Source organism: Pseudomonas sp. JL2 (assembly GCF_031570495.1).
GTDB lineage: Bacteria > Pseudomonadota > Gammaproteobacteria > Pseudomonadales > Pseudomonadaceae > Aquipseudomonas > Aquipseudomonas rhizophila.
Genome location: NZ_JAKUDH010000031.1, coordinates 12,559 through 27,075 on the forward strand (window position 1 = coordinate 12,559; position 14,517 = coordinate 27,075).

The following is a 14,517-nucleotide window of genomic DNA, read 5'->3' on the forward strand; positions in this document are numbered from 1 at the left end:
GGCAGCGCGGCTCCTCGTGCATCAAGGTTCAGACTGACACCCCTCTGGAGGCCAGAGCCCCATGAGTACCGTGCATTTGCGCACTCCAGACGTCGTTGCCGTGGATGGCCGTGGCTTGCCTGTGCGGCAAACCACTTACTTGCGCAACCAGGCATCGCCCCCCGCCGTCGCGCTGATATCGCGCCAGCACCACAAGAGCATCGGCCATCTCGTCGAGCGGTGGGACCCTCGCCTCTTCGGTCACGCGCCCAAACCCAACCTGACAACGCTGCATAGCCTCACCGGTCAGCCGCTGCATACCGACAGCGTCGATGCCGGATGGCGCCTGACATTACCGGGGCTGGCGGGTGAATCCCGACAGCGCTGGGATCAACGCGCCCATCATTGGCGCGTGACTTATGACCCTCAGTTGCGCCCGATAGCCCTGGAGGAAAACGGCCAGGCTGAAGTCGACACCTTCATCTACGCCGATGCCATGGCTGATGCCGATTACAACCTGCGCGGGCAATTGCTTGAGCAGAGCGATCCCTCCGGCACGGTGCAGCTGGACAGTTACGGGTTGACGGGCGAGCCGTTACGCCAGGTCCGCCGTTTTGCCGATGCCATCCCCCACATCTGCGAGCAGACCCTCGACGCCCTTGGCACGCCCGTGAGCCGGACCGACGCCGCTGGCCACCGGCATTACTTGCGGCTGGACATCGGCGGGCAACTCAAACAGGTGGACCTGCAACTCAGGGACCAGGACACGCCACAACCGATTCTGCTGGACGCCCGCTACAACGCCGCCGGCCAGATCGAGCGCCAGGATACGGCCAACGGCGTGACCAGCCGCTGGACCTATGACCCGGCCAACGATCAACTGAGCAGCCTCAAGACCGGAAAATCCGGACAAGCCCTGCTCCAGAACCTGACGTACTTCCATGACCCCATGGGCAATGTGCTGCGTATCGAAGACCATACCGTCGCCCCCCTGTACTTTGCCAACCAGCGCGTAGACGGTCATCGCGACTTCACCTACGACTCGCTCTACCGTTTGATCAGCGCCAGCGGTTTCGAGGGCGAGACACCTCAGCTGCATCCCGGCTTACCCGAGCCGATCGTCCCCATCGACCCCGGCCACCGTTTCAACTACACCCAGCTGTATGACTACGACACCAGCCACAACCTGACCCGACTGCGCCATGTTCGCGACGGCAACAATCACACCCGGACACTGCGCATCGACCCTCACAGCAACCGAGGCGTGCAGTGGACCGAAGGCGATCCGGAGCCGGATTTCGACGCGCTGTTCGATGCCCATGGCAACCAGCTTTACCTGCAACGCGGCGCGCAGTCGCTGGTGTGGGACGCCCGCGACCAGCTCACTAAAGTCACGTTGCTCAAACGCGACAACGGGTTGCTGAACGATGACGAAACCTGCCTCTACAGCCAGGGCGAACGGGTCAGCAAGACCCACACCACCGCCAGCACTCGCCACGAAACGCGATATTTGCCAGGCCTTGAAATCCGCACCAGCAGCCACGGCGAACAACTGCACGTGGTCACCTGTGCATTGGCCCATGGCAGTGTTCGTTGCCTGCATTGGGAAGCCGGCCAGCCAAGCGACATCGAAGCCGACCAATTGCGCTACACCCTCGACGATCATTTGGGTTCCAGCACCTTGGAGCTGGACCGTCACGGCGCCTTGATCAGCCTCGAGCACTACTACCCCTTTGGCGGCACCGCCTGGCACGCCGCTCGTTCCAGAATTGAAGTCGACTACAAGACCCTTCGTTATTCAGGCAAGGAAATGGACAGCAGCGGGCTGTATTACTACGGCGCACGTTACTACGCCCCGTGGTTGCAGCGCTGGGTCAGTGCGGACCCGGCGGGGGATGTGGATGGGTTGAATCTGTATGGATTTGTCGGCAATAACCCGATGACGTTGACCGACTACCAAGGGTTGATACTAGAGACCCCGGCGCAGAGAGACGCTAGAAAAGCGCAGAGCGCAGCCTATTGGCAACGCTGGAAAAACTATAACCGGCTGGACAGGGAGATCAAAAAGTTCACGGACATCATGAAGCTGACTTCACGCAGAGCCAGCGAAGCGCAAACTCAACTGGCCAGCCATCGCTCGGCAACAGCGCACGCCCAGGCCTCTGCGGTACGTGTGGGTAGTCACGTCGGTGCACAGGTTGTCAGCTACGGAACGGGACTCGCGGTAGGCTTCGGCGCCGCGGCGCTGGGCAGCGTGGCGGGACCACCCGGCATCGTCATGGGCGCCGCGCTGGGGTTCGTCACCAGCAAAGCGGTGAGCGTTGGCCTGGATTATGCGCTGGAACGATTGAGCCTGAGCGCAGCGGTCAACTTCAAGAGCCGGAAACTGGACCCTGAAAAAATCGTCAAGAAAGGCGAATACAAGAATCTTGACCTCTTTCACTATGCCAAGGCAAAAGCCCGGGATCTGGCCCACGCCGTCAGCGCGCCCACCCAGAAAAACGTCCTGAAAGCGGGAAAGGAAGTGACCAGCACTGGCACCAAGATCGCGCTGAAAGCGACAGGAACCGTGGCCTCCAGCGAAATAGGAGCCGTGACCAGCATTGTTTTGGGAACCATTGAGATCATTCATGAAATTGGCGCCGCAAGCCATGAACTGACCGAGGAGAAAATCGCTCGGGCAGATGCGCACATCAACGGCATGGTGGAAATATTGAACGCACAAATGGCCCACATCGAGACGCTGTTTGCCGAGGCGGAACTTGACGCAGTCAATACCTACCGACCGCTCAGCAAAGTAATCGGCCAGTCCAGTGGCGACACGCCTCAAAGCCTGAGAAGGGAGATGGAAGCAACCATCGGCCGCTTGAGGAAGACACAAAGCATGCTCCGATAACGCCGGAGCGAGGCGCATCACCGCGGGCAGACGGCATGCTATCGTGCCTGTCCCTGCCCAGTCCTTGAAACAGTCACATGCCGGCAATGCCTCGTCCCTTGCGTCTGTCGTTGTACACCCTGCTGATCCTCAGCGGCGCCATCATTGCCGCAACCCTGGCCGTGCGGCACGCCGAACGCCAGGCACTGGAAGAGGATGCCAGCCGTGCGAACCAGCAACTGGCGTTGTACGCCAACTCCCTGCATACCCTGATCGAGCGCTACCGCGCCCTGCCCGCCGTGCTGGCGCTGGACCCCGAGTTGCGCTCGGCCCTCAAGGGGCCGGTCAGCACCGCGCAACAGGACGCGCTGAATCGCAAACTGGAACAGATCAACGGCGCCGCAAAGTCTTCCACACTGGAATTGCTCGACCACACCGGCCTGGCCGTCGCGGCCAGCAACTGGCGTCTGCCCAGCAGTTATGTCGGACACAATTATGGCTTTCGGCCGTATTTCCTCCAGACCCGCACCCAGGGCACCGGACGGTTTTATGCGGTGGGTGTGACCAGTGGCATTCCGGGCTACTTCCTGTCCAGCGCAGTGACCGACGACAACGGTGAGTTCCTGGGGGCGATGGTCGTGAAGCTGGAGTTTCCCGAGCTGGAACGCGAATGGCGGCAGGGCAGCGACACCCTGCTGGTCAGCGATGCCCGGGGCATCATTTTCATCGCCAACCGAGAGGGCTGGCGTTATCGCCACTTGCAGCCGTTGACCGACAGCGACCACGCCGAGCTCAAGGCCACTCGCCAATACGACAAGCAACCGCTGCAACCCTTGGCCGTCAAGCCGCTGCGACGCTTTGACGACAACAGTCATCTGGCCCGGGTCGAGGCCCCCGACGGTGCCGTGGATTACCTGTGGGAGTCCCTGCCATTGACCACCGAAGGCTGGACGCTGCACTTGCTGCGCCGCCCGCAGATCGCCTTCGAAGACCGTCGCAACGCCGGGCTCGCCGCCGCCGGGCTATGGCTGGCCCTGGTGTTTCTGTTGCTGTTTCTCAACCAGCGCTGGCGCCTGGCAAAGCTGCGCCAGCGCAGTCGTGAAGAACTCGAACGGCTGGTAGAAGAACGTACCCGGGATTTGCGCACCGCCCAGGACGGACTGGTGCAATCGGCCAAACTCGCAGCCCTGGGACAGATGTCGGCGGCCCTGGCCCATGAAATCAACCAGCCGCTGACGGCCCAGCGCATGCAACTGGCAACCCTGCGCCTGTTGCTGGACCATGGCCGGGTCGATGATGCCTACAAAGCCATCAAACCCCTGGACGACATGCTGACCCGCATGGCCGCCCTCACCGGCCACCTGAAAACCTTCGCCCGCAAAAGCCCCAGCGGCCTGCGCGAACGCCTCGACCTGGCGGTGGTGGTGGATCAGGCACTGCAACTGCTGGACACACGCCTGCGGGACGAACAGGTCAGTACGGTGCTGCACCTGACCCGCCCGGCGTGGGTGCGTGGCGATGCAATCCGTCTGGAACAGGTTTTGATCAACCTGCTGCGCAACGCGCTCGATGCCATGGCCGGCCAGCCGCTCAAACGCCTGGAAGTGCGCCTGGAAGCCGATGAGCAATTGTGGCGCCTGACGGTCAGTGACAGCGGCACCGGGATCGCCGAGGAACACCTGAGCCAGGTATTCGACCCGTTCTTCACCACCAAGGCAGTGGGCGACGGCCTGGGTTTGGGCCTGGCGGTTTCCTTTGCAATCATTCATGAATCCGGTGGCCGACTGACGGCGGACAACCATGAAAACGGCGCACAGTTCTGCGTGACCTTGCCGATCGATCAGGAGGCGCAGTTGCATGCTTAACCCTTGCACATTGAAAAAGGTCATCGTCGTCGACGACGAGGCCAGCATCCGCAGCGCCGTGGAGCAATGGTTGAGCCTGTCGGGTTTTGAAGTGCAGTTGTTCAGTCGCGCCGAAGAATGCCTGGCGCAATTGCCAGGACATTTCCCGGGGGTGATTGTCAGCGATGTGCGCATGCCCGGGCTCAGCGGCCTGGAGCTGCTGGCCGAAGTGCGCCGACGCGACCCGGATCTGCCGGTGATCCTGTTGACCGGCCACGGCGACGTGCCGATGGCCGTGGAAGCCATGCGCGACGGCGCCTACGATTTCCTGGAGAAACCCTTCACGCCCGAAACCCTGCTCGGCAGCCTGCGCCGGGCGTTGGACAAGCGCACGCTGGTATTGGAGAACCGTCGTCTGCACGAGCAGGCCGACGTCAAGGACAAGCTCGATGGGACACTGCTTGGGGTTTCACGGGCGCTGCAAAACCTGCGTCGCCAGGTGCTGGACCTGGCGACACTGCCGGTCAACGTGTTGATCCGCGGCGAAACCGGCAGCGGCAAGGAACTGGTCGCCCGTTGCCTGCACGACTTCGGTCCTAGGGCAAACAAACCCTTCGTGGCCTTGAACTGTGCGGCCATCCCCGAACCGCTGTTCGAGGCCGAACTGTTCGGCCATGAAAGCGGCGCCTTCACTGGCGCCCAGGGCAAGCGCATCGGCAAGCTCGAATACGCCGACGGCGGCACGCTGTTTCTCGATGAAATCGAGAGCATGCCCCTGGCTCAACAGGTCAAGTTGCTGCGGGTGCTACAGGAACAGAAGCTCGAACGCCTGGGCTCGAACCAGAGCATCCATGTGGACCTGCGCATCATCGCCGCCACCAAGCCCGACCTGCTCGACGAAGCCCGCGCCGGACGTTTTCGCGAAGACCTGGCCTATCGCCTGAACGTCGCCGAGCTGCGCCTGCCGCCATTGCGTGAACGGCGCGAGGACATTCCTTTGTTGTTCGATCATTTCACCCACAACGCCGCCGAACGCCTGGGTCGCCCCGCCGTGCCCTTGAGCGGTGCGCAGTTGAGCCATTTGCTCGGCCACGACTGGCCGGGCAATGTGCGTGAACTGGCCAACGTCGCCGAGCGTCACCTGCTGGGACTGGATCAACCCCGCGTCCTCGACACGGAGCCGGGCCAATCCCTCGCCGCCCGGCAGGAAGCCTTCGAAGCTCAATGCCTGCGCGCCGCCCTGACGCGGCACAAGGGCGATGTGAAAGCCGTGCTCGAGGAATTGCAGCTGCCGCGTCGCACCTTCAATGAAAAGATGCAGCGGCATGGGTTGAGCCGGGAGATGTTTTTGTAGGGTTGGCGTTTTTTGTGGCGGCTGTACTGGCCTCATCGCGAGCAGGCTCGCTCCCACAGAAGTGATGTGTACACAGGTCGAAATGTGGGAGCGAGCCTGCTCGCGATGAGGCTGCCCGCTAGCCCGAAATCAAGCCGGCGAGCATTCGTTTCCGGTCGCCCACGTCCAGTGCCCGGTAGGCCTCCAATAGCATTTCCTCATCAGGCGTCAATGGCGGCTTGGCGATTTGGGCGCGCTCACCGACCAAGACGTACTGCGCGTCCACGCCGATAACCACCAGCTTGGCCACCAGATCGGCCGGACATTTCTGCCGCCCCGATACCACTTCTTTCAAACGCTGCGGACTGGATTCACCAGCGGCACGGGATGCCGCAGCCAATGACAACCCACAACGGTCAATCTCCTCGCGCAGACGAACGTGGATATATCCCACCAAATCTATTGACATGGTGTAACTATCCCACCAAAATAATTCGGACAAACAGCAATCATCTTCGCCTCACAGGAGTCACCACCATGGCCCGTACCGACGCTGTACACCCGGGAAGTCACCTCAAATCACGGGAGCAAGCGTGTCGGAGCGTCAGGGCTGGAATCTACTCTGGAAATTTCCTACATGGAACAGAGAAGCATCTGTAGCACAAAAGGAAGTGTCGTAAATATAGCTCGCCTCTAGTCGTGAGACTCTTCCCTCTCGTCACCGACCTTCATCGAAGGCAAGAGCGCTTCAGCAGACGCATTGAATAACGTTGAGTTTTTAGCTTTTTTACTTGAGGTCTGACATGGATTTGAATCAAACGTTTACCCACCGTTGGGCTGCCTTGGGCAAGCTGGCGCTTTTGATGCTGGCGTTCGGCTTATCGTCGCCGGCGACCGCCAATCTGGTGGTTTATCCGATGACCAGCACGATCGGCGCCGAGCAGGATGGTATTGGACAGATCCAGCTACATTCCAAGTCGGACAAAGTGCAGTACATCAAGGTCAGTGTGGTCCAGATCCAGCGCCCGGGCACGCCGGATGAACACGAAAGCCCAGTGTCTGCGGCCGATACGAAGGGTATCGTCGTGTCGCCACAACGCACGGTACTCGCTCCCGGCGCCAGCCGCACGGTACGGATTATCGCGCAGGCGATGCCCAGCGAGGAAACCGTCTACCGGGTTTATTTCGAGCCAGTGGCCGCTCCACAAGATCTGGCGGCAGAAGACGACGACCCGAAAGGCACGCAACCCAGAATCGGCGTAAACCTGATCTGGGGCGCGCTCGTGCGCCTACTGCCCGATGACCGTCAAATGAGCGTCGGCTTGCAACAAAGCGGTGACGCGCTACGCAATGACGGCAACGTGCGCATCGGTGTATTGCAGGTCGGACGCTGCACCGACGTCAAGGGCGAAAAAGACTGCCTCTGGAACGATGTCAATCGCAGCTTGTATCCGGGCAGCACGCTCCCTGTCCAGACATCCGGCACAAGCGGCAATCTGCTCATGCGCTTTGTGACCAGCGACGACAAACGGCCACGGACTTTGGCCGTGCTGCCGTAACCCACTCCCCCCTCACATTTTTCAATCTGAGCCATGTGCCTGCACATGGCTGGGCCCCTGTTCACCCATAGAAAAGAGGAAACACCCCATGAAACTGCTCAAATTCGCCCCGTTGGCACTGGCCGCACTGGTCTCGATGCCCGCCCTGGCGGTTGAGAAAAGCATCCTGGTCTATGCCGATGTCGATCCGACACTGGAGTTGCTCCAATCCGATGGCAGTGCCCTGCCGCCCTCCATGGAGATGAGCTACCTGCCGGGTGCGGGTCTGCAACCCACGCGTCTGGGCACGCGGGTCTTCAGCAATGACACCGATAAGGACATGACCATCAGGCTGATCACCAGCCCCGTCCTGGCCAACATGACCAACCCGGCTTCCACCGCGGTTCCCCTGTCCGTCACCTTTGGCGGCAGAACGTTGAGCACCACCGGCGTCGCCTTGTCGGCGGCCGACCTGTTCCCCGGTGGCGACCCGACCAGCGGCTCGATCGAGCAGATGCTGGAGATCAAGCAAACCACCGTTGGCGCTATCGCAAACGCTGGCCGCTATGAAGGCATCGTCAGCCTGGTGCTGACTCAGCAACCGTAAACACAACCGTTCCTCCCAAGGGGGTACGGCGTCGTCGTACCCCCTTTCCTGCATCAAGGCCACGTATGAAACGCCACTTCACAGCTATCTCCATCTCCCTTTCATGGGCGCTGGCCGAAGGCGCCTGGGCCGCGACCGACGCCTTGACTCAGGTGCCGGCCGGCTTCGAAGCCTTGGTCGAAGGGCAGGTGGAACAGCTCGAACTACAACTGTTCAACCGCAATCTCGGCGTGCACCCGGTGCTGGTCCAGCCCGGCCGGATCGAATTCAAGCAGCCTGAGCGCATCGCGGCCCTGCTGGTGGAAGCCGGCGTACTGGCCTCGCCTCAGGAACTGCTGCCATTACTGTCACAGCCCTTGCCCAGCAATAGCCAGCTGGCCTGCTCCTACGGCCTGGCCAGCGAGGCAAGTTGCGGCTATCTCGAAACCGAGGCAGTGGCCGTGATTCTCGACGAGGCCGGCGCCCGTCTCCAGGTCCTGCTGCGCAAGGACTGGCTGCCGACCAACGAGGCCTCGGCCCTGCGGCTGCATACACCGAGCGAGGCAGAGAATGCCCTCGTCCACCGGCAAAACATCAATATCGCCCAGTCCGACAGTTACCGCGCCCTGGGTGCCAGCGGCCTCGGCGCACTCGGCCTGGGAGAAAACAGTCATCTGGGGTTCACCTGGACCTATCAGGCCAACCAGAACAAGCGCGGCAGTGACAGCAACCTGGAATTCAACAACGCCTACTACCGGCGAGACTTCGACCGTGAACACTACGCACAGGCGGGACGCATGGACATGAGCAACCTGTCCAGCGCCGAAGGCGGCAACTTCAACTTCAGCCTGCTGCCCCTGGGCCGGATCGACGGTGCCCGTGTCGGCACCACCCTGGCCTACCTCAATCGCGACGTCGTCGGACAGGGCACGCCCATCTCCCTGATCCTGACCCAACGCGCCCGCGTCGATGCCTTTCGCGGCGAAGAATTGCTCTCCACTTCTTATCTGGATGCCGGTGTGCAGAACGTCGACACCCGGACCTTCCCCAACGGCAGTTATCCGGTGACCCTGCGGGTGATCGAAAACGGCCAGGTAACCCGTACCGAAACCGTGCCCTTCAGCCGCACCGACGGCAACGGCCTGGGGGATGACACCGTGCAATGGTTTTTACAGGGTGGGCGCACGGCCGAGCATTCCCTGTACGAACAAGATCCCGCCGCCGTGGCCCAGACCGGCCTGCGGGTACCGCTGCTCGATAACCTGGCGCTCACCAGCGCGATCACCTGGCTGGACACCGCGTTCTACAACGAAAGCCGCCTGGACTGGGCCGGCACGCTGGGCGCCAGCAGTTGGTCGCTGTCGGCCGCCCTCCTGGAGGGCAACGACGGGGCGAGCGGCAACAGCCAGCAGTTCACGTTCAACCATGGCCTGTCCTGGAACCTCTATCGCTACTCGCTGCGCAGCCCGTCCTGCGAGCACAACCGCCGCACCTACCAGCAGAGTGGCTGCAACGAATCGCTGACGGCCAGCGCATCGCTGCCGTTGGCCGGCGGCGCCCTCACCGCCGGCTATAGCTACAACCGGTATGCCCAGGTGAATCCGTCCTACTACTGGAACACGTTGCCCGGCGAGCCGGACCTGACCGACGAACTGACCACCGCCACCTGGGCCCGCACCCTGCAGGTGGGGTTCTCCCGCGGGCATCGCCTGGGCCAGTTCCACCTCACCCACCGTGTGGGCGCGTTTCGCAATCAGAGCGGCAATCGGCCGACCGACCACGGCCTGTACCTGAGCCTCAGTCTGTCCCATAACCAGCGCTCGACATCCGGTGGCTTCCGGCAGACCAGTGTCGGCCTGGACGCGCGCCGCGAGCAGGCCGCCAGCGACAGCGTCCGGACCAGCCTGGCCCACACCCGTGTCTGGGACAGCGAGCAAGGTCGCAACGAGATGAATACCGGGCTGGGTTACGACGACCTGGGCCGCTGGGACGCCGAACTGGCCGGGCGACTCGAACGTAGCTGGGGCGAAACGAGCCTGGCGATGTCACAGCGCGGCGGTGACCGGCATGATTCACGCCCTGGGCTCAGCGGCAACCACTCTTCCTCACTGGCACTGGGGCGCGAAGGTTTCTTCTGGGGCCCCGGCCAGGGCGGCACAGGCCCTGGTGCCGCCGTCGGCATCGTCGCTGCGCCAATGGAAAACGCCACCGGCGCCGCGGCCAAGGTCAGTGGCGGCTACGGCGCCCAGACCAGCATCGGCTTCGGCGAGAAACGGCTGATTCCGATCAATGGCTTCGAGGTCTCCCAGACTCGCATCAGCGATGCCGATGCCTCGCGCCAGAACCTGAGCTCGGTGAATGTCGGCAACGGCAGCCGCGACTGGTTCCTGCCACCCGGCAAGCTGGCGGTACAGCGCATCGAGTCCAGCCTCAGCTACACCTACATCGGACGCCTGGTGGACGCCCGGGGACAACCGCTGGCACAGGCGGCCATCCTCAACGCAGCGATGATGGAAACCGCCGAGGACGGCAGCTTCGTCGTCGATCTCAACAAACCCCCGCAACCGTTGTTCGCCCTGGACCTGAACGGTGTGCATGCCTGCGCCGTGCAGTCGGCCACCGCTCGCAGCAGCTTGCGCCAGGTCGGCACGCTGACCTGCCAGAGCACCACCCTGGACGCTCTGCCCAGAGACCTGCGCGACCCCGACCGACTGGAACGCTGGACCGCGCGCCGCAGCGCCGCGTTATCGTCAGACAAGAGAAACCAGCCATGAATCTGATCTTTCACCGTTGGGCCCGTCGCCTTGGCGCATTGATTGGCGCGTTCGCTGCGCTACCGGCGCTCGGGGACATCCATCCCGGCAACCACTATCAATCCGAGATGCTGCAATTCGACCGCTCGACTCCGCCCGCCGATCATTACATCTGGACGCGGATGACCCATGGCTGGCACGAACAGCCCGTGGCAGGCGCAGGCTATAAGACAATGCATTTTGTCTGTCTGTCCAACACCGATCCAGCAACAGGCCAGTGCCTGACCACCACCGGAGGCAGATATGGCACCACCGAGATAAAGCTGCGTTTCACGGAGAAACGCAGCCGACTGTCCGTGGTTCTGACCGTCAAAGGCAACATTACACGCAGACTCCCGATCCACAGCCCCTGCGGGGTGTGGGGTTCCAGCACCTGGATGCTGACCTCGACATCACATGGCAATTGCGAGGGAGTGGATGCGACGGGCACGGCCTCCACCCTCTGGATTCCTCGGTCAGAACTCGCCAAATTGCCTGCCGGTGGCATCTGGACGGCGCAATTGGTCATGAAGCTCAGGAGGTTCTACTCGCAGCCAATCGGAGACGCCCATATCTACACCGTCGATTTCAAGCTGGACGTGACCGATCACAATAACGTGCAGATCTACCTGCCCGCCCACGGCATCAGCACCCCGCAGGTGGACCTGAACCTGCGCACCCGCCCGTTGATCAATGGCCCCGGAGGTATCGTCTCCGGCCAGGCTGTCGTCGATGCCTGCCTCTACGACGGCTACAACTCCAACAGCCAGCGTTTCGAAATGCGCGTCACCGACAAAAACCCCGTACCCGGCATGGCCGGGCGCTTCTTCGTGAAGCACACCTCCGGGGGGACGGACGAACGTAACCGTATCGAATACCGAGTTCGCACCCGCACCGCCAACCTGGGCGAGACACAGCATGTCTCAGGTCAACCGGTGACCTTTACCGGTATCAACAATGCCGATATCCGCGCCGTGCGCTTGCCCAACGTCCCCTTCCCGGTCGTGTGCACGCCCTGGCCGATCACCCTGGAGACGCCGCAGTTTCGGCAGATCGACAAGAATACCGGGCAATATCGGGGAGAGCTGAACCTGGAGTTCACGCCTTCAACCTCGTCGCCCTGAGCCTTTGGGTGTCGGTACTGGCGCCATCGCGAGCAGGCTCGCTCCCACAGGGTTCTGTGTATGCAGGTCCAATGTGGGAGCGAGCCTGCTCGCGATGAGGCCAGCAGCCAAGCATGATGACCTTCAGAATGAGCGGATTCCCGCTCATTCCACCGCCAAAATGAGCGCCTATCCGCTCACCCAGCATTCAAAACCCCTCTAGACCGGCCTTCTCCCACCTGGCACAGCTCCTGCTATAGCCCTGGCAGGCTGCGTTCCCACGCGCTCCACAAAAACAATTAAACGAAGGATCCTTCAATGGATAACTCCAACGCCCTTCCCCTCGGGTCGGCCGCCGCGCCCGCCCGTGAAAGAACCACTGCCAGCCGGATCAAATCGATTTTCAGCGGTTCGGTCGGCAACATGGTCGAGTGGTATGACTGGTACGTCTACGCCGCTTTCTCGCTGTACTTCGCCAAAGTATTCTTCCCGGCCGGGTCCTCCACCGCGCAACTGATGAAAACCGCCGCGATCTTCGCCGTGGGCTTCCTGATGCGCCCGATCGGTGGCTGGCTGATGGGCCTGTACGCAGATCGCGCCGGGCGCAAGGCGGCGCTGATGGCCTCGGTATACCTAATGTGCTTCGGCTCGCTGATCATCGCCCTGAGCCCCGGCTATGAAACCATCGGCGTCGGTGCCCCCATCCTGCTGGTAGTGGCCCGCTTGCTTCAGGGCCTGTCGGTGGGCGGTGAATACGGCACCTCGGCAACCTATCTGAGCGAGATGGCCACCAAGGAACGTCGCGGCTTCTTCTCCAGCTTCCAGTACGTGACCCTGATCTCCGGCCAGCTCATCGCCCTCGGCGTGCTGATCGTGTTGCAACGGTTCCTCACCACCGAAGAGCTGTATGCCTGGGGCTGGCGCATTCCATTCGCTATCGGCGCGTTGTGCGCGATAGTGGCGTTGTACCTGCGTCGCGGCATGGAAGAAACCGAGTCGTTCACCAAAAAGGAAAAAGCCAAGGAAAGCGCCATGCGCACCTTGATGCGCCATCCAAAAGAGTTGATGACTGTGGTCGGCCTGACCATGGGCGGCACGCTGGCGTTCTACACCTACACCACCTACATGCAGAAATACCTGGTGAACACGGTCGGCATGAGCATTTCCGACTCCACCACCATTTCCGCCGCCACCCTGTTCCTGTTCATGTGCCTGCAACCTTTGATCGGCGGTTTGTCGGACAAGGTCGGTCGGCGGCCGATCCTGATCGCCTTCGGCATCCTGGGGACGCTGTTCACCGTACCGATCCTGACCACCCTGCACACCATCCAGACCTGGTGGGGCGCGTTCTTCCTGATCATGGCCGCGCTGATCATCGTCAGCGGCTACACCTCGATCAACGCCGTGGTCAAAGCCGAGCTGTTCCCCACCGAGATCCGCGCCCTGGGCGTCGGTTTGCCGTACGCCTTGACCGTATCGATCTTCGGCGGCACCGCTGAATACATCGCCCTGTGGTTCAAGAGCATCGGCATGGAAACCGGCTACTACTGGTACGTGACGGCGTGCATCGCCGTGTCGCTGCTGGTCTACATCACCATGAAAGACACCCGCAAGCATTCGCGGATCTTGACCGACTGACCTGCGCACACACAAAAACGAAAGGGGCGAACCTGTACGGGTTCGCCCCTTTTTTTGTGCTTCGTGTCTGAAGATTTATCCGACATTAATCTCTGGTTAATGCCCGCCCTACATCCTCATCCTCACCAAAACGCTGTTCGGGTACGCCGGTGATGACATTTATCGCCGATCAGTAACAACGAGCAACCAATCGATAAATACGATTTGTTTGAGCATTTTTTTGCGCTTTTTAATCGATTTAACAAGCGTAATATGAATTCCACACCCAAGGCGATCAACGCCAACCACTTCGGAGAACGACCATGAAAACCAAACTGATCCTCGCCCTGACCCTGTCCGTATTGGCCGCCAACACCTTCGCCGCCGATGGCTTCGACCGCACTCAGTCGGCCATTGCCGCTGACGGTTACGACCGCACCGGCGCTGCCACCGTTGCCGCCGACGGCTTCGACCGCACCGGCTCCAACGCTATCGCCGAAGACGGCTTTGACCGCACTGGCTCGAACGCTATCGCTGAAGACGGCTTTGACCGCACCGGCTCGAACGCTATCGCTGAAGACGGCTTTGACCGCACCAACACCGCCTCTCTCAGCTAATCCCAACGAGGCTCTCTCACAGCCCGGCTTCGGCCGGGCTTAGTTGTTTTTGGGGTACAGGAAAACGGTCAGCCTCAAGCCCAACACAAAAGTGGTCTCACTGAAGAACAAATTGTGGGAGCGAGCCTGCTCGCGAAGAGGTCAGCACATTTAACCCCTACGTCCCCTGCTACACCGTCATCGCGAGCGGGCTCGCTCCCACAGGATTGTGTGGCAGACGAAGTTCCGTGAAC

At 61.6% G+C, this 14,517-nt stretch carries 10 protein-coding genes; 9 read left to right on the forward strand and 1 reads right to left on the reverse strand.

The genetic code is table 11. The features are described 5' to 3' along the window. Positions 1-61: 61 nt before the first annotated feature. The 3 genes from MKS85_RS26450 (at position 62) to MKS85_RS26460 (ending at position 6,052) form a co-directional block, all read left to right on the forward strand. Positions 62-2,875, forward strand: coding sequence for an RHS repeat-associated core domain-containing protein (locus MKS85_RS26450; RefSeq protein WP_188250903.1), 2,814 nt, complete (start codon positions 62-64; stop codon positions 2,873-2,875). A gap of 77 nt (positions 2,876-2,952) precedes the next feature. Further along, entirely contained in the window at positions 2,953-4,719 is a 1,767-nt protein-coding gene (locus MKS85_RS26455; RefSeq protein ID WP_188250904.1) for an ATP-binding protein, read from the forward strand. Then, the gene (locus MKS85_RS26460; RefSeq protein ID WP_107321951.1) at positions 4,712-6,052 is read left to right on the forward strand and encodes a sigma-54 dependent transcriptional regulator; all 1,341 of its coding nucleotides are present in this window, start codon (positions 4,712-4,714) and stop codon (positions 6,050-6,052) included. Before MKS85_RS26455 ends, MKS85_RS26460 begins: the two co-directional genes overlap by 8 nt. A 118-nt stretch (positions 6,053-6,170) precedes the next feature. On the opposite strand, the gene MKS85_RS26465 is transcribed toward MKS85_RS26460, so the two are convergent. After that, entirely contained in the window at positions 6,171-6,500 is a 330-nt protein-coding gene (locus tag MKS85_RS26465) for a hypothetical protein (protein WP_139049252.1), read from the reverse strand. A 334-nt stretch (positions 6,501-6,834) separates the two neighbouring features. On the opposite strand from MKS85_RS26465, the gene MKS85_RS26470 reads away from it, so the two are divergent. From MKS85_RS26470 to MKS85_RS26495, 6 genes are all read left to right on the forward strand, one after another. Next, complete coding sequence (locus MKS85_RS26470; protein ID WP_188250905.1) at positions 6,835-7,590, forward strand: fimbrial protein TcfA; 756 nt, start codon at positions 6,835-6,837, stop codon at positions 7,588-7,590. 88 nt (positions 7,591-7,678) lie between these two features. Next, positions 7,679-8,176: a CS1 type fimbrial major subunit gene (locus MKS85_RS26475; protein WP_047227118.1), complete on the forward strand. Its 498-nt coding sequence runs from the start codon at positions 7,679-7,681 to the stop codon at positions 8,174-8,176. Between the two features lie 65 nt (positions 8,177-8,241). Next, complete coding sequence (locus MKS85_RS26480; protein WP_076383661.1) at positions 8,242-10,929, forward strand: TcfC E-set like domain-containing protein; 2,688 nt, start codon at positions 8,242-8,244, stop codon at positions 10,927-10,929. Continuing rightward, on the forward strand, positions 10,926-12,071 hold the full coding sequence (locus MKS85_RS26485; RefSeq protein WP_188250906.1) for a CfaE/CblD family pilus tip adhesin: 1,146 nt from the start codon (positions 10,926-10,928) through the stop codon (positions 12,069-12,071). The genes MKS85_RS26480 and MKS85_RS26485 overlap by 4 nt, the downstream gene beginning before the upstream one ends. Before the next feature lie 297 nt (positions 12,072-12,368). Then, entirely contained in the window at positions 12,369-13,688 is a 1,320-nt protein-coding gene (locus tag MKS85_RS26490) for an MFS transporter (protein ID WP_047227120.1), read from the forward strand. 302 nt (positions 13,689-13,990) lie between these two features. Then, a complete protein-coding gene (locus tag MKS85_RS26495) occupies positions 13,991-14,284 on the forward strand; it encodes a hypothetical protein (RefSeq protein ID WP_310663165.1) in 294 nt (97 codons plus the stop codon). Positions 14,285-14,517: the final 233 nt, after the last annotated feature.

What these genes read in the sequence shown, in the direction of transcription:
- MKS85_RS26450 (WP_188250903.1), top strand. Translation starts at nt 62, where the DNA reads ATGAGTACCGTGCATTTGCGCACTCCAGACGTCGTTGCCGTGGATGGC.
- MKS85_RS26455 (WP_188250904.1), top strand. Translation starts at nt 2,953, where the DNA reads ATGCCGGCAATGCCTCGTCCCTTGCGTCTGTCGTTGTACACCCTGCTG.
- MKS85_RS26460 (WP_107321951.1), top strand. Translation starts at nt 4,712, where the DNA reads ATGCTTAACCCTTGCACATTGAAAAAGGTCATCGTCGTCGACGACGAG.
- MKS85_RS26465 (WP_139049252.1), bottom strand. Translation starts at nt 6,500, where the DNA reads ATGTCAATAGATTTGGTGGGATATATCCACGTTCGTCTGCGCGAGGAG.
- MKS85_RS26470 (WP_188250905.1), top strand. Translation starts at nt 6,835, where the DNA reads ATGGATTTGAATCAAACGTTTACCCACCGTTGGGCTGCCTTGGGCAAG.
- MKS85_RS26475 (WP_047227118.1), top strand. Translation starts at nt 7,679, where the DNA reads ATGAAACTGCTCAAATTCGCCCCGTTGGCACTGGCCGCACTGGTCTCG.
- MKS85_RS26480 (WP_076383661.1), top strand. Translation starts at nt 8,242, where the DNA reads ATGAAACGCCACTTCACAGCTATCTCCATCTCCCTTTCATGGGCGCTG.
- MKS85_RS26485 (WP_188250906.1), top strand. Translation starts at nt 10,926, where the DNA reads ATGAATCTGATCTTTCACCGTTGGGCCCGTCGCCTTGGCGCATTGATT.
- MKS85_RS26490 (WP_047227120.1), top strand. Translation starts at nt 12,369, where the DNA reads ATGGATAACTCCAACGCCCTTCCCCTCGGGTCGGCCGCCGCGCCCGCC.
- MKS85_RS26495 (WP_310663165.1), top strand. Translation starts at nt 13,991, where the DNA reads ATGAAAACCAAACTGATCCTCGCCCTGACCCTGTCCGTATTGGCCGCC.